This window comes from Salicibibacter cibarius (assembly GCF_016495725.1).
In the GTDB taxonomy this organism is placed as follows: domain Bacteria; phylum Bacillota; class Bacilli; order Bacillales; family Marinococcaceae; genus Salicibibacter; species Salicibibacter cibarius.
In genome coordinates, this window is sequence record NZ_CP054705.1 from 415,970 (window position 1) to 435,774 (window position 19,805).

Annotated in this window: 29 protein-coding genes; 25 read left to right on the plus strand and 4 right to left on the minus strand. The window is 43.4% G+C overall.

Annotated features, from left to right (window positions below; all coding sequences use genetic code 11):
- Positions 1–311: 311 nt before the first annotated feature.
- From HUG15_RS02200 to HUG15_RS02240, 9 genes are all read left to right on the plus strand, one after another.
- Positions 312–638: a (2Fe-2S) ferredoxin domain-containing protein gene (locus tag HUG15_RS02200; protein WP_142090513.1), complete on the plus strand. Its 327-nt coding sequence runs from the start codon at positions 312–314 to the stop codon at positions 636–638.
- A 59-nt stretch (positions 639–697) separates the two neighbouring features.
- Complete coding sequence (locus HUG15_RS02205; RefSeq protein WP_246516609.1) at positions 698–3,079, plus strand: heavy metal translocating P-type ATPase; 2,382 nt, start codon at positions 698–700, stop codon at positions 3,077–3,079.
- A 12-nt stretch (positions 3,080–3,091) separates the two neighbouring features.
- Complete coding sequence (locus HUG15_RS02210) at positions 3,092–3,274, plus strand: hypothetical protein (protein ID WP_142090515.1); 183 nt, start codon at positions 3,092–3,094, stop codon at positions 3,272–3,274.
- Positions 3,275–3,436, plus strand: coding sequence for a hypothetical protein (locus HUG15_RS02215; protein WP_160141764.1), 162 nt, complete (start codon positions 3,275–3,277; stop codon positions 3,434–3,436).
- Positions 3,417–3,944, plus strand: a complete 528-nt coding sequence (locus HUG15_RS02220) for a hypothetical protein (RefSeq protein ID WP_142090516.1) — start codon at positions 3,417–3,419, stop codon at positions 3,942–3,944. Before HUG15_RS02215 ends, HUG15_RS02220 begins: the two co-directional genes overlap by 20 nt.
- Before the next feature lie 13 nt (positions 3,945–3,957).
- Positions 3,958–4,230 carry a glutaredoxin family protein gene (locus tag HUG15_RS02225; RefSeq protein WP_142090517.1) on the plus strand — a complete coding sequence of 91 codons (273 nt, stop codon included), beginning with the start codon at positions 3,958–3,960 and terminating at the stop codon, positions 4,228–4,230.
- Between the two features lie 30 nt (positions 4,231–4,260).
- Positions 4,261–4,647, plus strand: a complete 387-nt coding sequence (gene spx, locus HUG15_RS02230) for a transcriptional regulator Spx (RefSeq protein WP_142090518.1) — start codon at positions 4,261–4,263, stop codon at positions 4,645–4,647.
- A 119-nt stretch (positions 4,648–4,766) separates the two neighbouring features.
- Positions 4,767–4,973 carry a copper chaperone CopZ gene (gene copZ, locus HUG15_RS02235; protein ID WP_142090519.1) on the plus strand — a complete coding sequence of 69 codons (207 nt, stop codon included), beginning with the start codon at positions 4,767–4,769 and terminating at the stop codon, positions 4,971–4,973.
- A 66-nt stretch (positions 4,974–5,039) separates the two neighbouring features.
- Positions 5,040–5,324 (plus strand): metal-sensitive transcriptional regulator, encoded by a 285-nt coding sequence (locus tag HUG15_RS02240; RefSeq protein WP_142090520.1) that lies wholly within the window; start codon positions 5,040–5,042, stop codon positions 5,322–5,324.
- An 87-nt stretch (positions 5,325–5,411) separates the two neighbouring features.
- Here HUG15_RS02240 and HUG15_RS02245 read toward each other — a convergent pair whose 3' ends face one another.
- The 3 genes from HUG15_RS02245 to HUG15_RS02255 all read right to left on the minus strand — a co-directional run bounded on the left by HUG15_RS02245 (position 5,412) and on the right by HUG15_RS02255 (position 7,546).
- Entirely contained in the window at positions 5,412–6,566 is a 1,155-nt protein-coding gene (locus HUG15_RS02245; RefSeq protein ID WP_142090521.1) for a site-specific integrase, read from the minus strand.
- On the minus strand, positions 6,563–7,030 hold the full coding sequence (locus tag HUG15_RS02250; protein WP_142090522.1) for an ImmA/IrrE family metallo-endopeptidase: 468 nt from the start codon (positions 7,028–7,030) through the stop codon (positions 6,563–6,565). The genes HUG15_RS02245 and HUG15_RS02250 overlap by 4 nt, the downstream gene beginning before the upstream one ends.
- Positions 7,031–7,171: 141 nt before the next feature.
- Complete coding sequence (locus HUG15_RS02255; protein ID WP_142090523.1) at positions 7,172–7,546, minus strand: helix-turn-helix domain-containing protein; 375 nt, start codon at positions 7,544–7,546, stop codon at positions 7,172–7,174.
- A 156-nt stretch (positions 7,547–7,702) separates the two neighbouring features.
- Here HUG15_RS02255 and HUG15_RS02260 point away from each other — a divergent pair, with 156 nt between their 5' ends.
- The 14 genes from HUG15_RS02260 (at position 7,703) to HUG15_RS02325 (ending at position 15,487) form a co-directional block, all read left to right on the plus strand.
- The gene (locus tag HUG15_RS02260) at positions 7,703–7,927 is read left to right on the plus strand and encodes a helix-turn-helix transcriptional regulator (protein ID WP_142090524.1); all 225 of its coding nucleotides are present in this window, start codon (positions 7,703–7,705) and stop codon (positions 7,925–7,927) included.
- Positions 7,928–7,942: 15 nt separating this feature from the next.
- Positions 7,943–8,173 (plus strand): DUF7667 family protein, encoded by a 231-nt coding sequence (locus HUG15_RS02265; RefSeq protein WP_142090525.1) that lies wholly within the window; start codon positions 7,943–7,945, stop codon positions 8,171–8,173.
- On the plus strand, positions 8,170–8,451 hold the full coding sequence (locus tag HUG15_RS02270) for a helix-turn-helix domain-containing protein (protein ID WP_142090526.1): 282 nt from the start codon (positions 8,170–8,172) through the stop codon (positions 8,449–8,451). Before HUG15_RS02265 ends, HUG15_RS02270 begins: the two co-directional genes overlap by 4 nt.
- A 51-nt stretch (positions 8,452–8,502) precedes the next feature.
- The gene (locus tag HUG15_RS02275) at positions 8,503–9,093 is read left to right on the plus strand and encodes a helix-turn-helix domain-containing protein (protein WP_160141765.1); all 591 of its coding nucleotides are present in this window, start codon (positions 8,503–8,505) and stop codon (positions 9,091–9,093) included.
- A gap of 78 nt (positions 9,094–9,171) precedes the next feature.
- Complete coding sequence (locus tag HUG15_RS02280; RefSeq protein ID WP_160141766.1) at positions 9,172–9,321, plus strand: hypothetical protein; 150 nt, start codon at positions 9,172–9,174, stop codon at positions 9,319–9,321.
- 193 nt (positions 9,322–9,514) lie between these two features.
- Positions 9,515–10,255 (plus strand): DnaD domain-containing protein, encoded by a 741-nt coding sequence (locus HUG15_RS02285; RefSeq protein WP_142090528.1) that lies wholly within the window; start codon positions 9,515–9,517, stop codon positions 10,253–10,255.
- Positions 10,256–10,259: 4 nt separating this feature from the next.
- Positions 10,260–10,595, plus strand: a complete 336-nt coding sequence (locus tag HUG15_RS02290) for a replicative helicase loader/inhibitor (RefSeq protein WP_142090529.1) — start codon at positions 10,260–10,262, stop codon at positions 10,593–10,595.
- Positions 10,588–11,880, plus strand: coding sequence for a replicative DNA helicase (locus tag HUG15_RS02295; RefSeq protein WP_200126724.1), 1,293 nt, complete (start codon positions 10,588–10,590; stop codon positions 11,878–11,880). The genes HUG15_RS02290 and HUG15_RS02295 overlap by 8 nt, the downstream gene beginning before the upstream one ends.
- A gap of 226 nt (positions 11,881–12,106) precedes the next feature.
- Positions 12,107–12,532, plus strand: coding sequence for a hypothetical protein (locus HUG15_RS02300; protein WP_142090531.1), 426 nt, complete (start codon positions 12,107–12,109; stop codon positions 12,530–12,532).
- Positions 12,533–12,713: 181 nt separating this feature from the next.
- Positions 12,714–13,145, plus strand: coding sequence for a hypothetical protein (locus tag HUG15_RS02305; RefSeq protein WP_142090532.1), 432 nt, complete (start codon positions 12,714–12,716; stop codon positions 13,143–13,145).
- Positions 13,146–13,332: 187 nt separating this feature from the next.
- Positions 13,333–13,602 (plus strand): hypothetical protein, encoded by a 270-nt coding sequence (locus HUG15_RS02310; protein ID WP_142090533.1) that lies wholly within the window; start codon positions 13,333–13,335, stop codon positions 13,600–13,602.
- A complete protein-coding gene (locus HUG15_RS02315) occupies positions 13,599–13,874 on the plus strand; it encodes a hypothetical protein (protein ID WP_227002602.1) in 276 nt (91 codons plus the stop codon). Before HUG15_RS02310 ends, HUG15_RS02315 begins: the two co-directional genes overlap by 4 nt.
- Before the next feature lie 18 nt (positions 13,875–13,892).
- The gene (locus HUG15_RS02320) at positions 13,893–15,002 is read left to right on the plus strand and encodes a hypothetical protein (protein ID WP_142090534.1); all 1,110 of its coding nucleotides are present in this window, start codon (positions 13,893–13,895) and stop codon (positions 15,000–15,002) included.
- 14 nt (positions 15,003–15,016) lie between these two features.
- Positions 15,017–15,487 carry a hypothetical protein gene (locus HUG15_RS02325; RefSeq protein WP_142090535.1) on the plus strand — a complete coding sequence of 157 codons (471 nt, stop codon included), beginning with the start codon at positions 15,017–15,019 and terminating at the stop codon, positions 15,485–15,487.
- A gap of 208 nt (positions 15,488–15,695) precedes the next feature.
- Here the strand turns inward: HUG15_RS02325 and HUG15_RS02330 are convergent, their stop codons facing one another.
- Positions 15,696–16,931 (minus strand): ISAzo13 family transposase, encoded by a 1,236-nt coding sequence (locus tag HUG15_RS02330; protein WP_200124195.1) that lies wholly within the window; start codon positions 16,929–16,931, stop codon positions 15,696–15,698.
- Between the two features lie 162 nt (positions 16,932–17,093).
- Here HUG15_RS02330 and HUG15_RS02335 point away from each other — a divergent pair, with 162 nt between their 5' ends.
- Together HUG15_RS02335 and HUG15_RS23295 are read left to right on the plus strand one after the other, a co-directional pair.
- On the plus strand, positions 17,094–19,589 hold the full coding sequence (locus HUG15_RS02335; RefSeq protein WP_211202325.1) for a VirD4-like conjugal transfer protein, CD1115 family: 2,496 nt from the start codon (positions 17,094–17,096) through the stop codon (positions 19,587–19,589).
- 74 nt (positions 19,590–19,663) lie between these two features.
- Positions 19,664–19,798, plus strand: coding sequence for a hypothetical protein (locus HUG15_RS23295; RefSeq protein WP_264371951.1), 135 nt, complete (start codon positions 19,664–19,666; stop codon positions 19,796–19,798).
- Positions 19,799–19,805: the final 7 nt, after the last annotated feature.

Below are 19,805 nucleotides of genomic sequence, written 5' to 3' on the forward strand. Positions count from 1 at the left end.
CCTTATAATCAATATACCCAGTATAGGTATATAGTAAACATGCTTGTAGTCCTGTTAACGATAGCATTCGCCATTGATAAGATTTCTATAAGCTATGTTTTGATGAAGATTTAAACCACTTTATGATAGCGCATGGAGAAAAAACATATATGCGCTTGTCATAATAACAGGAAAGTGATCGTTTAAGGCTGCAATGAAAAAATATAATCTAACCATTTACATACCATATGGGGGTATGGTATATTGATTTCAGAAACTGATCTTCCCGATTTGTATATTGTTTCATTCGCCTTAACAGAAGGAGGGAGTGGATGGATTTACATGGCGTTTGTCACCATCTTCTACTGTGCAATGGGAAATCTTGCATCAGTAACGGTGCTGAAACAGTCACCAAGGCGATACGAAAAGACATCCGCGATCAAAACTTAACGGATACGATCCACACGACAAAAACGTTGTGTAATGGTCAATGCAAGTACGGTCCTATTGTTGTTTTATACCCTCAAGGGTATTGGTATCGTTCCATGACACCGACGCTTGGGAAAGCACTCGTGGGAAGCATTGGTACTCACCATCCGTTGAAACAATCTCTTCTTTATTCATACGCACGCAAAGGATTTCGATCAGAGCTTTTCTAACGAGGAGAAGGAGATGAAAACAAGTGGAACAAAAAGAAGCGTCCCTACAAATCGCAGGCATGACCTGTGCGGCTTGTGCCACAAAAATTGAGAAAGGTCTTGCCAAAATCGACGGGGTCAGCGAAGCAAATGTGAATTTTGCGATGGAAAAAACCAATGTTGTTTACGATCCCGATCAAACGGATGTCCAAGATTTTGAAGCGAAAATTGATAAACTTGGGTATCAAGTGATTCATGAAAATCAAACCTTTGATATTTCGGGCATGACCTGTGCGGCTTGTGCGACAAAAATTGAAAAAAAGCTCTCGAAAATGGAAGGAGTCTCTTCGGCAACGGTCAATTTTGCCATGGAGAATGCTTCCGTTGAATATGATAAAGGCCAAGTATCCGTCGGTAATATGATCGAAGGGATCCGCAAATTGGGATATACCCTTAAACCGCAACAATCACGGGAAGAATCAGCAAGTACGAAAGATCAAGAAATACGCAAGCAAACCGGCAAATTTATTTTTGCGGCGATTTTAACGTTGCCATTGTTTTGGACGATGGTGGCCCACTTTGAGTTTACGTCCTTCCTCTATATGCCGGATATGTTTATGAATCCTTGGGTGCAGCTAGCGCTTGCGGCTCCCGTACAGTTCTTCGTTGGGGCCCAGTTTTACAGTGGTTCCTACAAAGCCTTGAAAAACAAAAGTGCAAACATGGATGTATTGATTGCCCTCGGAACAACGGCGGCCTTTTTCTATAGCATCTTCTTGGGTTGGGAATGGTATGCCACTGGGCAACAAGGGATGCCGGAGCTTTACTTTGAGACGGCTGCCGTGATTATTACGCTCGTGGTCCTCGGGAAACTGTTTGAAGTACGTGCCAAAGGACGCACGAGCAAAGCGATTGAAAAGTTGCTCGGTATGCAAGCCAAAACGGCACACATCATTCGTAATGGCGAGGAAATGAAAGTCGCTATTGAAGAAGTGCTTGTGGGAGACACGGTTATGGTGCGCCCCGGAGAGAAAGTGCCGGTGGACGGAAGGATTCATGAAGGGCAATCGGCCATGGACGAATCGATGATCACTGGTGAAAGTATCCCGATTGACAAGAAACCAGGAGACGAGGTCATCGGGTCAACGATCAATAAGAATGGGCTTCTCAAAGTCGAAGCGACGAAAGTCGGGAAAGATACGGCGCTTTCCCAAATTGTGAAAGTTGTAGAAGAAGCGCAAGGAAGCAAGGCAAATGTCCAACGGACGGTTGATAAAGTGTCAGGGATTTTTGTGCCCGTCGTTGTCTTGTTTGCCATTGCAACGTTCCTTGTTTGGTATTTCGTGATCAACCCCGGGGATTTACGTTCAGCGTTAGTGCCCCTCATTACCATCCTCGTCATCGCTTGCCCCTGTGCGCTTGGATTAGCAACACCAACATCCATTATGGCAGGTACGGGTCGCTCTGCTGAAAATGGTGTGCTCTTTAAGGGCGGCGAGCACTTGGAAAACACACGTGGGATCCAAACGATCGTACTTGACAAGACGGGCACAGTGACAAAGGGAGAACCTGCATTGACAAATGTCGAAGTAGCTCCTGATTTCAATGAGGAATCAGTGCTTGCCATCGTCGGTGCCGTAGAGAAAAACTCGGAGCACCCCCTTGCAGAAGCGATGGTCAAAGGCATTGAAGAAAAAGGAATCTCGTTGCGAGAGAGCGAAGGTTTCGAAGCGTTGCCAGGATTTGGAGTGCGTGCCTTTGTCGATGGAGACGAAGTCCTTGTCGGGACACGCAAACTCATGCAAACATCTTCTGTCCCGATCGGATCTGCTGGTGATGAGATGTCCGTCCTCGAGAAAGAAGGAAAGACAGCGATGCTCATTGCTATTGACGGCAAGTATGCCGGGATGATTGCTGTTGCCGATACGGTGAAAGAAACGTCCCAAGCCGCGATTAAACGGCTGCATGACCTCGGCTTAGAAGTGGCTATGCTGACGGGAGACAATCAGCAAACGGCCGAAGCGATCGGCAAGCAAGTCGGAATTGACCGTGTGATTGCAGAAGTGGTTCCGGAACAAAAAGCCGAAGAAATTAAAAAGATCCAAGACCAAGGCAAAAAAGTTGCCATGGTTGGCGATGGCATTAACGATGCACCGGCACTCGCGGTCGCCGATATTGGGATGGCGATCGGAACAGGGACAGATGTGGCGATTGAATCCGCCGATATTACGCTTATGCGCGGCGACTTGCACAGTGTGGCTGATAGCGTGCAGCTCAGTACAAAAACGTTTCGCAACATTAAGCAGAACCTATTTTTTGCCTTCTTTTACAATACGGCATCCATCCCGATTGCCGCAGCCGGTCTACTTGCTCCATGGGTGGCCGGGGCAGCGATGGCCTTCAGTTCGGTATCCGTTGTATTGAATGCCTTGCGTTTGCAACGTTTGAAGTTAAGCCGATAAGGAGGAAAGAACATGAAAGTAAAACACTGGGCGCTCGTGGGGGTCTTGTATGTGGCGGTTGTTATTGGCAGCTACACGGCCATCACGGGTGAGAATCCGTTAGAGAGCAATGATATGCATGAAGATCACGGAAGTGGTGAAGAAAGAATTGAAAGCCATGAAGCTTCTTCCGCACAAAACGAGGAGGGCGAATAAATGGATCATCAGTATGACAACATGGAAGGAGAATCTGAAATCCATACCAACGTTTTTTATAACGATGGTGAGGTTCGCGTTCAATTGGAGGATGTGTACGGAACAGTACCTGAATTGGAAAAACCACGAAAAAGAGATGCATTTGATCATCGTCTCCAATGATCTGGAATCCTTCATTCACCTCCACCCGAAACGCGTGGAAAACGGGGTCTATGTGGCGTCGAAAGAACTTGAGGGTGGCAGTTACCAAGCTTTTGTCGATATTGCTCCGAAGAAGCGAAACAATGTTGTCCAACCGAATGACTTTCAGGTAGGCGAAGAGGATCAGCCCAGTCCCTTGGTTTCCCTCTCAGCGAGTGAAGATCGGACTCAAGGTATCGATGGGAAGACGGCCACCTTGGAAGCCGAAGGTTTGAGCACCAACGGTCCTACGACGCTAGACTTTTATTTGCATGGTGAAGATCCGGAACCCTATTTGGGGGCCCTGGGACACGTGGTCATTCTTGATGAGGACGCGGAGACATTTATTCATGTCCATCCGACTTCGGACAATGGAACCACTTTTGAAACCCATATTGATCACCCAGGGCTGTATAAGGTATGGGCAGAGTTCAAGTATGAAGATGACGGTCTTATCACGTTTGCATTTATCATTCAAGTGGAGGAATGAGAGGAGGATTAGTATGTATGAACTCGAGCTATATACGCATCCACTTTGTTCCGACTGCAAAGAAAGTAAAGCGTACTTGGACGAACAAAATGTGCTATACACGGAGTATGACGTAAGCAAAGCAGCCGAGAAAGAAGATGCCTTAAAAAAACAAACCGGATCGAAAGTTGTACCGGGTTTTGTTTTCACCAAAAAGTCACTGCTGGGAAAAATGAAAAGACCACTAGTCTTTACTGGATTTGAACGCAATGCATCTGAGATAAAATCGTTGATTCAAAAGATGTGATTTTACCGTAAACTAGGAGTGGATCAGCACATGATTACCGTGTATACATCGTCAAGTTGTTTGTCATGCCGGAAAACAAAGGAATGGTTACGAGAACATCGGCTTCCCTTTCGTGAAATAGATATCACGAAAACGAAACTGACCATCGATGAGGTCAAACACATTTTTTCATTGACGGAGAATGGCATCGATGATGTGATTTCGAGACAATCGAAAGCTTTTGCCAGATTGGCGATCGATATGGAAGATTTATCTTTGCATACGCTCTTCCACATCATTTGTAAACATCCAACGCTTTTAAAACGACCGATTATTATGGATGATAAGCAGTTGCTCGCCGGCTATCATGATGAGGAGATTCGTCGCTTTCTCCCACGATCTGTTCGGAACCAATTAAAGGAGGGGATATATGTGTAGGCAATGACGTTAGAATAAATGATATCATGCAAGATCCTACACGAAATTGGGAGAAGCAATTGCAAACACGTGCCGAAAGTTATTTAGCTATACAAGGTACACGAAAGGAGCAAAGAATCATGAAGGAAATGACATTAAACGTACAAGGGATGTCTTGTGGCCATTGTGTAAACTCCATTGAAGGTAATGTCGGCAGCCTAAATGGCGTAGATAATGTGCAGGTTCATTTGAGTGAAGGAAAAGTAGATGTCACCTTTGATCCGAACAAAGTAGATCTGGAAAAAATTACAGAAGAGATTGAAGATCAGGGATATGATGTAGCCTAAAGCCAAGTGGAGGGATCGCGCGCGTAAGTGCACGGTCCCTTTAACCAATGAAAGGAGGTAACACATATGACAGCGCAAGAAAAAAGAACGGTCCAGCCAAACAAACAAGAATTACTCAATCGTTTGAAACGCATTGAAGGTCAAGTGCGTGGGGTGCAAAAGATGATTGATGAGGATAAGTATTGCGTGGATATTCTCCATCAAATCTCGGCGATTCAATCAGCCATGAAAAAGGTGAGTATTGCTTTGATGGAAGATCATACAAACCACTGTGTCGCCAATGCCATCCAAGAAGGTAACAAGGAAGAAATGATCGATGAATTGATGGATGTCATGAAGCGATTAATGTGAATGTAGAACGAGGTGCTTAACGGGCGCGATCGTAATAAGAAAACCAGTATGTGAAACTGCTTTGGATTGTCGAGTTCGCGTTGGCTGCTATCTACGAGAGTTTTCATAGTTTGCATGGTTTGAAATATCGGGAGGATCAAATATCATGTTTCCGAGTTTTTGTGCAGCTGTTTCTTGTAATCCTGGCATTAAGTGCGAGTAGGTGTCAATTGTAACTTGGATGGAGTTGTGACCTAATCTTTCTTGAACAATTTTGGGATGGAATCCTAACTTTAGTAAATGTGTTGCATGTGTGTGCCTTAATTCATGGAATGTAATGGGTTTGACGTTTAAAGATTTTCTAATTTGATAATATGCTCTAAGTAAATTTCGATGAGAAATGAGGGTTCCCCACTTTGTGGAAACAACTAAATTCTTATTTTCATAAGCTTTTCCTAATTTTAATTGCTGTTCTTTTTGCCATTTCCAATGTCTTTGTAACTCGTCTACGGTTTGATCTGGAATAGAAACAAGACGGGCACCAGCATCTGTTTTAGTTGTGCTGATTTCCATATTTCGGCGTAACGACTTATCTACAGATATCGTTTTCCGTTCCATATCAATCTGATTCCATTGTAGTGCCAATATTTCACCCTGCCTCATGCCTGTAGATAAAGCGAGGTGGAAGGCTATATATGAATAATGTTTTTTTGCTTTTTTTAAGAATTCTTGTGTTTCTTGCTCATCCCATATCTCAATCCTTGTTTTCTCAAATGAAGGGAGATCTGCCAAAGTTGATGGATTGTCTTTGAGGTGCTTTTTCCTTATAGCCTCGTTCAATCCAGCCTTACAGATGGAATGATGGATTTTTCGAATTGTTGCGGGCGATAACTCTTTTTCATTTAGCAAATGATTATAAAAATCGTCGAAGTCCTCAACCTCTAGATCTGTCAGCTTAATGTTATGAAAAAACTCTGAAACGTGCATATCGACAAGATACTGATAAGTTTTAGCTGTTCCTTTTGATAGAGAGTTTTTGCGTCCGTTCACCCAGTTTTGAAGAAACTCAACAAATGTAATGTTTTGTGGTGGAACATAGGTACCTTCATTCACATCATTAAGGATATTGGACATGGCTTTTTCAGCTAACTTTTTTGTTTTATACCCAGAATAACGTTTCTGTTTCCTTTTTCCACGCTTATCTCTACCGTAATCAATCCTAAAGCCATATCCGTTAGCAGTTTTGTATACTGAACCTCTCATATAATCTTCCCCCCTTTTATGGTGATGTGTGCTTTAATCTGATCCATGCGTCTTTCAGCAAAAAAGATGGGAATATTAAATACATAGGATAATGTGTACGGTGTTATTTCACAAATTTTTTTGATCAGAAAGTAGGGCATGGAAGCGTGTAAAGCAAATCTATATGCTTGCAATTCCATAAAAAATGATACACCCTTTAACGCTTTTTTCTGGTCAATATTATGAAGGAGAATATGACCAAGTTCATGGAAGAAATCCCAACGTTGATAATGAGAAGGTATACGCTTGTCCAGGGATATTAGTTTGTAATGGCCAACTTGTAGGGATGACGTTTGTGAATAAGAATAATCGAGATCAATCATGAACCGTCGGCTGAGTGTTTCTAATGAAAGATCATCCAACGAGCAAATGTTTCTTTTTTTGTAGGCTTCACTAACGATCTGGCGAATGGTTGAATGAAACATTTTACCCACCCCTATAAAACATATGTTCGGTTTAATGTATAATAAAGGATGAGGAGAGAAACGTCAACCAAATTTTAGAAATTTAATTCATTTTTTTCTTTAATAGAAAATCAGAAAGGGTAAAGATCGTACAAGACTATTTCACTCTTCTTTATCTCCCTTTCTGTACAGTTCCTCCCACCGCTTTTTCATTTTCCGAAATCGCTGTAATTCTTCTTCCAGATGCTCTTTTTCTTCTGCTGTTAGACTTTCGTATCCCCCGGAAAAGAAAATTTTCTCTTCCTCGTTATCAGCTGCAGGAAGCGATTGAGTATTGGGGTCGTCGGTGAGACCGAGTAGGTAGTCGGTGGTTACATCGAAGTATTCAGCAATTTTTCGTAACGTATCATAATCAGGGTTTCGTGTCCCTCGTTCGTATGCTGTATATGCTGGTCTAGTGATCCCTAATATAGGGGCCATATCTTGTTGGGTTTTTTTATTTGCTTTTCTTAATTGCGTTAATCTATCTTTTAACACGATAAAAACACCGCCTTTTCACCTCCTTATTTTAATGTAACAATTAGTTACTTTAAACGTATTGTATCAAATCGAAACTTTTTTAGTGGAAAAGCTTGACATTGTAACGGAATGATACTATTATTAATGTAACGTATCGACACATGAGGTGATGAAATGAGAAAATGGCTTAAAGATATTAGGGATCAAAAAGGTTACACTCAGGAAAAAGTTGCGGAATTAGCAAATATCCACAGAGCATATTATACAATGATTGAATCTGGGACAAGAAATCCAAGTGTTACAGCTTCCAAAGCAATAGGAGAAGCACTTGATTTTCAGTGGACTATTTTTTTTGATGATGGATGTAACGATACGAAACAAATAATCGCGTCATTATAAAAAGGAGGTGATCAAATGAACCCGGTCGCCGAACGGTTAATTGTTCTTGTCCTGGAATCTGATAAAAGAACCCTCACTCAAGCAGAGTTGGTAGAACTTAACGAGAGCAAACAGTATTTCAATAATTTCTTCTGGGAATACGAGAAATTAAATGTCATGTCTTATGTCGCATCAGAGACCGACGATTACAAGTGGCAACATGACATTCTTGAACGTGTTGAACAACTGAAAGGAGGGCGAGCATGAGTATTGAAGAAACCATCCAGAAAGCTGTTCAGGAAGCCATTCAACCATTAGAAGAAAAGCTGGACAAACTGACTGTTCATGATGATCCATATCCTCGCAGGCTCACGGTTAAAGAAGCCGCAGAGATTCTCAGAGTTTCTGAAAACCGAGTAAGAGAACTCGCTAACTATGTCGAAGGTTTTCCGTCCACACGTGCTGAGGGTGAAAAGAGTCGAATTTATATCCCACGCGACCGCCTATATCAATGGATCGAGAATAACTATGAGCTCATCCCATAATGACTATCTATAATCTACCAATATATCGCGTCTAAAGGAGGACAAAATAAGGTGAATACGTACTATCGTAAATCAAATCTCGGGGAGTGGTTGCGATACTTTAGAATAAATAGCCGAGACTCTAGCATTGAATCGCAAAGTTCATTAGGAAAAGAGTTACATTTGGATCAAAAGCAAATCTCAAAAATCGAACGCGGGGAAGTAGAGCCACGAATCGAGACTGCTTTTAAATGGTGTGAGATTACTGGATGGGAAGAAGGTCAAGACATCATCGCTCATATGTATCAACTCCATCTTTTTGCAGTTCCGCCCGTACATCCTGAATTGAGCGCGCGTCTATCAGATTCAATTGGTAACATGCGTCAGCAAATGCTGACAGCCATTGAATCACTCGATCACATTGAAAGGGTCAACAATAAACGTAGGCCTGGCAGAGATTTAGAAATCGATGATGTATTAAAGAAGAGGATCAGCGATTTGTTCGACCTTATGCCAGCTGTAAAAAGCATGATGTACGCCGCAAAACGTGACATCGGTCTGGATATTAAAGAAATCAATCAAATGTGGACCCGTAGGTGCGTCGCAGATCAGGTGGTTATGCCGACAATGAGCCAAATGGAGCAGGAGAAGGTGATGGTGTGAAGGACAGGATGATTCTACATCTGTTCTATTGCTCGATTATCACGACAATGATTATTACAACGATATGGGGGTGAAAACATGCATCGACGCCAGCTTCAAGAACTCAAAGAGGACGTTGACATGGTGGACGATAGTGGAACAGTAGCGATCAACGTCAAGGAGTTGAAGGATCTAATCAGTGTGTATGAGGAGGCTAAATATGGAGCCGTTTCTTCCATATATGAATGAGGTGGGGAACAAGATTAACGAACAATAAAAAAATACATCCGTTTGAGTGGGGTGCTCAAACGGATTGAAAAGGGGTTAATTAACAAGATTATATTTCCATTGTATAGTATCCTTCACGGGTTCGCAATGGGAGGAGCCTAGGTTAAACAAAATCGAAGGCATGACGGCCATGTAAACGTAAGTAGGTGATGACATGAACTATATGAAGGAGCTTAACGCCTTTAGGGATTGGCTGCTTATGAACGATCTACCCACCAGTGCAATTGCTTTATGGCACACACTGATGTCCATAAACAATATGACCGGCTGGAAAGAACGATTCAATGCGCCAAATTCCACAGTAGAACGATTGACCGGACTTTCAAAGCAAGGGCTGGTTGATGCTCGAAAGGTACTGATCAATAATAACTTGATCGAGTATCAAAAAGGTAAAAGAAATCAAGCTCCTGTTTATAAAATGATTTCATTAGTCAACTCAGATGACTTAAGTTCTTACCATATACTTGACTCAAATCCCGACCAAACGCTTGACTTAACATCTGATCAGAACTTGACCATACCTAAACAGAAACGAAATGGTCATGAAGGAGAGGAAGATGAAGAGGAGACGCGCACAGAAGATCCATATGTTGTCTATCAAGAAAACTTTGGAGTGATGCGGCCGATGATCACCGAATCCATCAGCGATTGGTGTACTTTTTTCTCCTCAGAAGTTGTCGTTGCTGCAATGAAAAGAAGTATAAAGCAAAATGCTCGATCCTTTGCTTACATCGAAAGCATTCTCAGGAATTGGGCCCAACAAGGCATAAAAACGATCGATGATATCAAGGCATACGAACGACAGCCAAGCCAAACATCAAAGACCATTCCTTTTCCAAAGCATAAAGATCAGCGATTAGAAGCACTTCAACGAATGCGAGAAAAGAGGGAGTAAATCCATGGAGTACAATCTGGCTATAGATATTTTGGAATCGATTGCGGCTGTGTACCCCCGATTCGAACTTAGCGAAAAGAAAATCAAAATAATCATGCCTGCCCTTCTTAAAATGGATTATGAAGGCGTTATGGCCAATGTTGAGCGTCATGTAACAAAAAATCCCTTTCCACCTACGATCGCTGAAATTGCTTCGTACCCTGCTCAAAAAAATGAAAGCCTTGAGAAATGGCGGGAATGGGAATTGGAGGCGGCAAAAGTTTCTCAAGAACGTAAAAATCAATTCGCTATCGATCTTAAAAAGGTATTGGCAGAGAAAGCGAGTGATAAGAATGATTGACTGTATAGAGTCCGAGCATGCGGTATTAGGGTCGATTCTTATTGACCCTACATTGATACATGAGTCGGTGCTCCAACCCTCCAATTTCGCAAAGGTTGATCATTGCCTGATTTTTAAAGCCATGAGAACGGTCGCAGAGGAAGGAGCAGAACCTGAATTAGCCGCCGTTACAACAGCATTAGGAGAATCCACAAATCAAATCGGTGGGATTCAATACCTGACGCAGCTAGCAGGTTCAGTCGCAACGACTGCTACGTTTAACCATCATGAACGTAAAATAGTAGAAGCTTACCGGCTCAGAGAAAGCCGTAAAGCAGCGATTCGATACGTGGAAAATCCGAAAGATTCAGCTTTTCAGCGATTATTTCAGGAATTAACGGATCTTCAACGTTTGGGAGAGATCAACCAAGAGAAAACGTTAAAGGAATGGTTGTATGAGATCTCTGATGATATTAGTGGTACACAGAAAGAAAATCAGAACAGTTACAAGACAGAATATGAATCTTTTGATCAAATGACCGGCGGGTTACAACGGAAAGAATTGATTGTTGTCGCTGCTCGTCCCTCCATGGGGAAAACCGCCTTTGCATTAAACATTGGATCTAGCCATTGTAAAAACGAAGGCAGATGTCTTTTATTTAGCCTGGAGATGGGGTCCAAGCAGCTATTACACCGGATGATTTCGGCGGATGCCCAAATCGATGGTCAAAAATGGAAATTTCCCTCTCGATTTTTTAGTGAAGAAGACTATGATCGGGCAACGACTTCAATCGCCACGTTACTAGATTGGAAGTTAGATATGTACGAGAATACATCGTTGATCAATGATATTTGTTCCATTTCCCGCCAGACGGCAAGAGAAAACCCAGATGATGACTTACTCATCGTGATCGATTATTTACAGATGATCCAAGGTTCCGGACGTTATGAGCGTAAAGATTTGGAAGTAGGCGCCATTACTCGTGAACTTAAGCGACTGGCTACGGATCTCAATATTCCTATTGTTGTTTTATCTCAACTATCAAGAAATGTTGAAAACCGTCATAATAAACGCCCCGTGATGGCTGACCTTAGAGACTCTGGAAATATCGAGCAAGATGCGGATATAATTGCCTTTTTATATCGCGAGGAATACTATGACCAAGAATCCAAGCATCCAAACCAAGTAGAAGTGGATGTTTCGAAACAAAGAAATGGACCAACAGGAACGATTCATCTGGGCTTTATGAAAGAATGTGGGCGTTTCATTGATATCGACGGTAAGCATGAAAGGAATGTCGTATGAATCAATATCAATGTTTTGGTATGTTAATGAGCTACTATGAGACAGAAAAGGCAATTATCCCCCTTGAGGACCTAGAAAAAGGGGCCTCTTCAACGGAGTTAGTCCAGGGGTTGTATTTGTTCATCCATTATTTAAATGGTAAATATAAGTCCGTAAGTATAGATTCAAGTTCTTATGTCGAGGAATAAATGTCTGCCCATAACTGCATCAGAATGGAGGATATATCATGAATAAAATGGAGATTCATGAAGCTCTTATGAATTATAAATGGATGATTAACGTCCTTGTCACAAAACGTCAAGAAATGACTGGTGCTAGTCAAGCGATGGTATCAAAATATGGCATAGAAGCAACCCTGCCATCATCTGACAGCACTCCGTCTGACCCTGTATATAATGAAATGTTAAGGATTGACCGTTATGATAAAAACACGAAAAACTTGCAACGTAAAGTTTCATTTATCCAGCGCCATTCTGCAGGAATAACAGATATCAAAGATCAAATCATTTTAGATGAATTATTAAATGGAAAAACATTGCGGAGAATTTCTAGGGAGCATCATCTATCGGTTGCAGCTGTCAAACGGCGAAAAGATCATATTATCGAAGAGATGCATTTGAATGCTGAATGTGAACAATATGTACAAACGTAACAATGTAAACATCTGAAATTCTTTAGACAGATCAAAGAATAAATCTTTATAATAAAGGAAATACATTTATCTTTTAATCATTGAAAATCGTTCGTTGATGTTGTAGCATCTCCCTAACTCATCTTTCGGAAGGGTATTAGTTCAATAACTAGGCATTAACATTTTTGTCAGGAGGGATAGTATGAAAAACAACAAAAGTTTCCTTTTCGGAGGAGTGATTAGTTTTTCCTTGTTACTAACAGGATGTGGTGAGAGTGCAGGGGTGGAATCTTTGTCACCGCAAGAGATGGAGGAGTATTTGAAAGAAAATGAGGAAGCTTTTGTCTTAACGACAAATACTGAGGACGAGGAAGAATACCAAGATGCCGTAAATATTGTTGGCGAGAATATTGATAACATTCCTGTTAAAGAAATAAATGCAAAATCAGATCAGATGCTTGATAATGATCTTTTGTTAGAGGATATTGGCATTGATGGGCCAAGTGTTCTTGATTCATTAAGTTATTTTGAAAATGGAAACTTAGAAGAAAGGATTTCGGTCAGGGAAGCCAATTATGATAGTGAAGAAGAATTATCTTTAGAAATACAAAATTTTGATCGTTCATTTGAATAATCATTGATCATTTTCATTAAGGATACAAGCAACAAACAGCATACATTCATGTCCTAATAAGGAGAACAGTTCATTAAACTGTTCTCTTTTTTAATGCCATAAAGGGGGTGATGCAGGGCAATCACACACGAAGCGCAAGGCGCTTCTTTTTTCATGTCGGAAACACATTAGGAAAGGAAGATGATGTATGGCATCGCAACGCGACGTGAAGCAATCAAAAGAATTAGTCCAAACGCTATTAAGCGTCAAGGGTGAAACGTACAATGAATGGCTTCATGCCCAACATCAGGCTTTTATCAGTGATCATCAAGATTTGATCATGGAAGGGTTAATGCACTATCAAGACACGCAAGAAGGAAAAACAACGGAACAACGGACGGAGAAGAAAGCGTCAGACCAAAGGAAAACCGATGAACAGCCGCACACATCAACCTTAAAAGGAGTGGAAGAAGCATGAATACAATGATTCAATGGGTGGAATCGATGATTATTATGGCAGCCATTGATAACATACAAAACACGGGTGAATCAATCTTATTGGGCATGCAAGTCGTAGGCGGTGTCGTGGCAGCGATCGCGATTGGGGTGGGCTCTTATTTCCTTATGGCCGGAGGTGCTCGTGGACGCATGATGTCGGTTGGCTGGTTTGTTGGCGCCGCTGGTGGTTTGGTCATGCTCCTGGGCGCACTGGCCTTTAGTCAGTGGATCGAAAGCACCATCACATTTTAAACAAGGAGGGCGCAAGCGATGCAGGTATTATTTACGACACCCTTGGAGGACGAGATTCCAGCCTTTCAATCTCTTTCCTTGACGGACGCTGTGCAACGGACCCATGACATCGATCAACGGTGGAAAAAGCAAAACAAATCGCCGGTGGCGTTGGATTTTATGGTTCATGACGGGGAAGGTCAAAAACTGTATACCGGAACCTATCATATCGGTTCGTCGTACGCGGCGAACCTTTATGAGCATATGTGTTACCGGTTGATTGAACGGCGCATGCGTGGGGATGAAGATCGTCAGCAACGGGATCGGTTGCTCCATCAACTGACGCAAGAGGCACCGGCCGCGCTCCACATCGATGTGAACGACCACTTGCGTCGTCAAGATGAAGCGAATCAAACATGGTGGAGCCGGTTGAGTCTGAAAGCGCGGATCATGGGTAGCGCGGCTGCAGGGATCACGCTTTTGGTTATGGTCTTTGCCATCGGCATGGTGGCGGTGGTGAGCGAACAATCGAACGCGATCGCCGCCATGCACGCATCCTATGAGGAAGAACAACAGATGAATGAGCTTTATGCCGAAGCTATGGCTGGTGATCCAGACACAGCGATCAATGTGCTCCAAGAAAAATCGTATCGCAGTGATCAAGAAACCGCCGTGCTAACCCATTTACTCATTGGGCAAGGCGCTTACGGGGAAGCCATGGAACGGACGGGTCAATCGGCAGAGGCGATCGCGAATGCCATCTTTGACCAACAAGGCATCGAAGCACTCACAGACTTTCAAGACGACCATGAAACCGCCATTGGCCATTTTGAATTGGCCTATGAAGACGCACGTTATGACGATGTAGTGGCGGTTGAGGACGTACCGATGAACACGGAACGACAGGAAAAATTGGGCTATGCTTACATGAAAACCGGCAATGTCGACGAAGCCAAACAAATCGCGAGTGAGATGAGCAGCGAAAGCCTGAATGATCACATTCAGACGTATGAAACATTAACGGCTGATATTGAGGAGCGCAAGACACAAATCGATGAAGAAGCCGATGCGGATGAGCCGGACGATGACCAAATCGACGAATGGGAAGACGAAATCGCAGATATGGAAGCCCAAAGGGACGACTTATAGAAAGGAGCGAAAGGATGAGCCATCGGAGGTGTTCAACCATTGCATTAACCGGCCAAGAACGATATGAACTCAGCTGCAAGTTTTTAGACGAATTGGTGCGTTATAGTCAAAACCATCAGTACCCAGAAGTGATCAGTAATACCATTGCGCACCTTTGGCATCATGAATCACAAACCAAAGATAAACTTTGGACGAATGCGGCGCAGTCGCTTGGGACAGCAATCGTTTTGATCAGTGCCGAAGCCCATGTGAAACAACCGAAAACCGGCATAATCGATCACGTCATGGCCTTATGGAAATATATGGTCTTTGAGCAAGGCCATCGCGTCAAGAAAATGTTGAACCAACTGGCCACGGATCATCCGGCGCGGGATCATTGGTTGGCGTCGCTCGGAACGGAAACCAATGAAACGGTCGTGCAAGCCATCCTTTTCACCGGTTGGGCGGGCATCCAGCAAATGCTTGCCTATCAGGATGAGCTCTAAAAAAAAGGAGGGTTGAACGTATAATGAAAGCCCTTTTAGCCAATAAGGGAATTTAAGAAAAATAACAAGCCAATAATGGGGCGAGGCCGAATGATGAGGGATTTATTGTCATTCACACCCCACTCATCGTGTCAAATTTATTGATATTTAGGCTTACAGAACGAATATTAACGTGTGGACATACACCTCCCCTTTCCCCCAATTTTATTCACTGTGTCTTTAAGCCCATATATAACGCTGCCTTACACTGATGAGGGTGGATCTCCACAAACCATTTCCCGATCCCTTTGGCTCGATCAATCATCTTTTCATATTGATCCATTACGTTCTTTTCAACTTTTTTCCCTGTCTCATAGGTGTTTTCTTCAAGGGTGACAGAAGGGTGCTTCTTTTTCCAAGTCATACTCTCAGCGAATCCTAAAACCATCTCTTGTGTGTTCAAAAGGGCCCCGTTCCAATGTTGCTCAAGCACTGCCCACACCCTTTCAATTGGGTTGTATTTACTGTGATAGGGCGGGTAATAGGCTAAGATGACTTTGATGTCGTAGGTAGCCGCAAACTCAATCATTCTTTTCATGAATTGTGTTCGACGACTGTTATTTTCAGGACCATTATCGGCGTTTATGATGAGGGTATCCACCTCCTGTTGTGAACGCAACTTGTGAACATAGGCTTCGATTTGATCAGCGATTAAATCAGCTGTCACTTTCGATGCCGTGAAAGTGAGTTCGACATGCTCATTGGACATATCCAGGATTCCAAATAGTGATAAAAATGTCTGACCAAAATCATGATCTGCGGCCTCTACACGCACTCTACTTTTTCCACCTCTCGAAAACGGTCCGATTTTCACTCGATCCTTGGTATCAAAGGAAAGACGAACCGCATTGCTTTCTCCTTGATAAGCTTCATGAGTGGCGTGGAGATTTTCAAAGATCGCATCGGTTTCTTCGATTTTCTTGACCGGTTTTGTTTTCTGCACCTTCTTGAGGTGGTAGCCCAATTGATGGAGTTTGGTATTTAACGTCTGGTTGGTCGGCAAATCTGCATCTTGATAGCCTTTTTGGAGAACGAGTTGATCTCTGACTTCTTGAATGGTCATTCTTGTATACAGTTGAGTCGTGTTGAAACTGGGGTCGGTTTGGCTTTGGCCATCTACAATGGCTTGGATATCTTCTAACAGGTGAGGGAGATGGCCTTTTTCGACTTTCTTTCTACCCCTTGCTTGAAAAGCATCTGTGATTGGAAACCCTGATTCTAGCTCATAACTTCCTTTTCTTATCGTATCTCTACTCACATGAAATGTTTCCGCTACAGCTGTTTGTCCTCCATCTCCATAGGTTTTGGCGATCTTGGCTAAAGCGATGCGTTTATCGGAACTTTTTAATTTGTCGATCGTTTCTATCATAATTTCTTTGAATCCGTTAGATAATTTCTGTATCATGGTATCAGTATCCTTTGTTATATTTTTGGTTGCTGTTACTACCATTAAAACATATACAAAGGATACTTTTGTGTATATTACCATAATTGACTAATTATTTATTTGAACATCCCTAAATTTGTGCTGATGCCTTTATGTATCGGCTTATTTTTCGTGGTGCAGGTGATCGGCACCTTTTTATTAAACCTTGTGCAAGAGGCGTTGAGGCTCCTGCAACAATTTCCGGCGATCGAAGAACCTCTGACCGTTGAATGGGCGTATTTTACCACGTTTCAGATTAGCGAATACCCTTGGTTTTATGTCCTCACGTCCATGTTTGGATTGATTCTCGTCGGCATCACGATCTATAAACTCACCAGCAACTTCGCTTCCATTGGCCGGGATGAAAAAGGCTCGCAACGGTTTGCGACCAAGCAGGAAGTGGCCGAACAGTACAAGAAAATTCCTGAGAAGGAAAAAAGCTATCCGGGCAAAGGCGGCGGCGTGATTGCGCACAAAGGAAAATCGCTTTTCATCGATGATGAAGCCGTTCATAACATGGTGATCGGCACGACCCGATCCGGGAAAGGACAACTGTTTGTCGATCCCACCATTGACGCCTATTCCAGAGCAAAGGAAAAGCCAAGCATGATTATCAATGATATGAAGGGCGAACTTTTTGTTCGCTTCAAAGAGACGTTAGAACAGCGCGGGTTTGACGTGTTGGCGCTCAATATGATGAATCCGATGCAAAGCATGAGTTATAACCCTTTGCAATTGATTAAAGACGCCTACGAAGAAGGCAATTATTCGGTGGCGGAAACCTTGTGTGAGTCGCTCACGCACATGCTCTATTATAATCCGCATGTGAAAGACCCCATGTGGCAAAACAGTGCGATGTCACTGGTGAACGCCATGATTTTGGCAGTGACCGAAGACTGCATCCAAAATGATGAAGAAGAAAAAATCACCCTTTACACCGTCGCGAATATGCTCTCCGAACTTGGATCGCAGGAGTTGCCGCATCCGACGGTACCGAAGGCCACGGTCAATGCCTTGGATCAATACTTTCAAGCCCTTCCGCAAGATAGCGTGGCGAAAATGCAGTATGCCACCAGCAACTTTGCCAAAGGCAATACACGCTCGGGGATCTTTACCACCGCCATGGCGGAACTTCGGCGCTTTACGTTGAGTGAACAAGCGAAAATGACCGCGAAAAACTCGCTTGATTTGAAAAAGGTTGGGTTTGGCCAGTCCATTGAAGGGAAAGGCACACCCTTTGCCAAAGTGACGGTGACACTTCCGGACGGCGCGCAGGAAACCAATCAAACCGGTGAGGGCGGCTATTGGGTGGTGCATGTTCAAGGAACGATCCAAGCAAACGATGCCTTGATCGTGGAACATGATCCCGATCCTCTCTCGAAAAAAGTAATCAAAAAGCTAACCAAAGACCAAAAAGCGAAAAAAGCAGCCGAACAAACACGCATTGAGGCAACCATAAAAACCGTCAACGAGGAAACCGGCGAAACATCGTTTGAACAGGAACACCATCCGGCGGTTAGTATCACGGAGGTGGTGAGTTACGATCGACCGGTGGCGCTCTTTATGATCACCCCGGATTATGATGACTCGACGCATGTGCTCCCATCCATGTTTGTGGATCAATTGTACTTCACGTTGGCGAAACATGCCTCCATGGCAAAAGGGCAAGCATGTCAGCGTCAAGTCATCTTTATGCTCGATGAATTTGGGCAGATGCCGGCGATCTCCGGCATGGGCTCAAAAATGACGGTATCCCTCGGGCGAAACATTCGCTTTCATCTTGTCGTGCAAAGTTATGCGCAACTCAAAGAAAAATACGGGGAGGATGACCAAAACACCATCCGGGGGAATTGTGGCAATCACATCTACATTATGACCGCAGACGTGGACACGGCGAAGCACTTTTCCGAAAAAATCGGAGAGGAAACACGCGAAGTGGAAACACGGTCAGGCACACCGTTTTCCTTGAAAAAAGCAAAAACCGATAACACGGAAGGGCGCAAACTGTTAGACGCCAATGAACTGATGGAATTGAAGAAAGGGAGCACGGTCGTTTCCCGAAGCATGAAGCGTGAAACGCAAGACGGCAAGCACAAGGTCCGTCCGTTTCCGATTTATAACAAAGGCATGCCCTTTGCCTATCAGTATTTAAAACTGGATGCCGATCGATCAATCACGGATGTCGAGGTGGACACGCCGCATCGACACATCCGATTAGCCGATCTTGTCATCCAATTTTCCTTCATCCTTAGTGACAAAGGGATGACGCCAACGATGAAGGCAAATAGCGATACAAAAGAAGTCAATGAAACCCAAGAAACGAAGGCACAACCGCCGCAAGAGGATGAAGCAAAGGAAGAAGATGAGTGGAAACAAACCCCCGTTTCTGAGGTGTTGACGGGTTCGTTATGGATGATGGTCATGGATCGGATCGCGCCGTCATTGGATGCGGATGAAACGACGATGCAAACGATGCCTTTGGGCGACTTTCTCCAAACGCTCCGCATGCTTGGCGATTCCGACGAGGTGGATAAAAACACCTATGCGGCGATCCGCAAAACCATTGATCAGCACCTTAAATCGTGGGAAGATAATGAGGAAACCCATAAAGACAACCACCAAGAAGCTATCAGCTAAATCAAGGAGGAACCGATGAAACCAAACATTATGACCATCATCCAACGTTACCGCGTCAGATCGAAGAAGGCGAGGTGATCACGATCGTTCTGCAAGACGCTGTCGTGACGCTGCAACCCGGCCAAAATGAGGCGCCGGTGGACGCGCTTATTGAAAGCATCGACGAAAGAATCGATGTCACCCGTGACATGTTTATGGAGGATGACTAACAGCAGA

Bases quoted from the DNA above. Each gene is read 5' to 3' on its own strand.
- HUG15_RS02200 (WP_142090513.1), top strand. From the start codon at position 312: ATGGATTTACATGGCGTTTGTCACCATCTTCTACTGTGCAATGGGAAA.
- HUG15_RS02205 (WP_246516609.1), top strand. From the start codon at position 698: ATGACCTGTGCGGCTTGTGCCACAAAAATTGAGAAAGGTCTTGCCAAA.
- HUG15_RS02210 (WP_142090515.1), top strand. From the start codon at position 3,092: ATGAAAGTAAAACACTGGGCGCTCGTGGGGGTCTTGTATGTGGCGGTT.
- HUG15_RS02215 (WP_160141764.1), top strand. From the start codon at position 3,275: ATGGATCATCAGTATGACAACATGGAAGGAGAATCTGAAATCCATACC.
- HUG15_RS02225 (WP_142090517.1), top strand. From the start codon at position 3,958: ATGTATGAACTCGAGCTATATACGCATCCACTTTGTTCCGACTGCAAA.
- spx (WP_142090518.1), top strand. From the start codon at position 4,261: ATGATTACCGTGTATACATCGTCAAGTTGTTTGTCATGCCGGAAAACA.
- copZ (WP_142090519.1), top strand. From the start codon at position 4,767: ATGAAGGAAATGACATTAAACGTACAAGGGATGTCTTGTGGCCATTGT.
- HUG15_RS02240 (WP_142090520.1), top strand. From the start codon at position 5,040: ATGACAGCGCAAGAAAAAAGAACGGTCCAGCCAAACAAACAAGAATTA.
- HUG15_RS02245 (WP_142090521.1), bottom strand. From the start codon at position 6,566: ATGAGAGGTTCAGTATACAAAACTGCTAACGGATATGGCTTTAGGATT.
- HUG15_RS02250 (WP_142090522.1), bottom strand. From the start codon at position 7,030: ATGTTTCATTCAACCATTCGCCAGATCGTTAGTGAAGCCTACAAAAAA.
- HUG15_RS02260 (WP_142090524.1), top strand. From the start codon at position 7,703: ATGAGAAAATGGCTTAAAGATATTAGGGATCAAAAAGGTTACACTCAG.
- HUG15_RS02265 (WP_142090525.1), top strand. From the start codon at position 7,943: ATGAACCCGGTCGCCGAACGGTTAATTGTTCTTGTCCTGGAATCTGAT.
- HUG15_RS02270 (WP_142090526.1), top strand. From the start codon at position 8,170: ATGAGTATTGAAGAAACCATCCAGAAAGCTGTTCAGGAAGCCATTCAA.
- HUG15_RS02280 (WP_160141766.1), top strand. From the start codon at position 9,172: ATGCATCGACGCCAGCTTCAAGAACTCAAAGAGGACGTTGACATGGTG.
- HUG15_RS02285 (WP_142090528.1), top strand. From the start codon at position 9,515: ATGAACTATATGAAGGAGCTTAACGCCTTTAGGGATTGGCTGCTTATG.
- HUG15_RS02290 (WP_142090529.1), top strand. From the start codon at position 10,260: ATGGAGTACAATCTGGCTATAGATATTTTGGAATCGATTGCGGCTGTG.
- HUG15_RS02295 (WP_200126724.1), top strand. From the start codon at position 10,588: ATGATTGACTGTATAGAGTCCGAGCATGCGGTATTAGGGTCGATTCTT.
- HUG15_RS02300 (WP_142090531.1), top strand. From the start codon at position 12,107: ATGAATAAAATGGAGATTCATGAAGCTCTTATGAATTATAAATGGATG.
- HUG15_RS02305 (WP_142090532.1), top strand. From the start codon at position 12,714: ATGAAAAACAACAAAAGTTTCCTTTTCGGAGGAGTGATTAGTTTTTCC.
- HUG15_RS02310 (WP_142090533.1), top strand. From the start codon at position 13,333: ATGGCATCGCAACGCGACGTGAAGCAATCAAAAGAATTAGTCCAAACG.
- HUG15_RS02315 (WP_227002602.1), top strand. From the start codon at position 13,599: ATGAATACAATGATTCAATGGGTGGAATCGATGATTATTATGGCAGCC.
- HUG15_RS02320 (WP_142090534.1), top strand. From the start codon at position 13,893: ATGCAGGTATTATTTACGACACCCTTGGAGGACGAGATTCCAGCCTTT.
- HUG15_RS02325 (WP_142090535.1), top strand. From the start codon at position 15,017: ATGAGCCATCGGAGGTGTTCAACCATTGCATTAACCGGCCAAGAACGA.
- HUG15_RS02330 (WP_200124195.1), bottom strand. From the start codon at position 16,931: ATGATACAGAAATTATCTAACGGATTCAAAGAAATTATGATAGAAACG.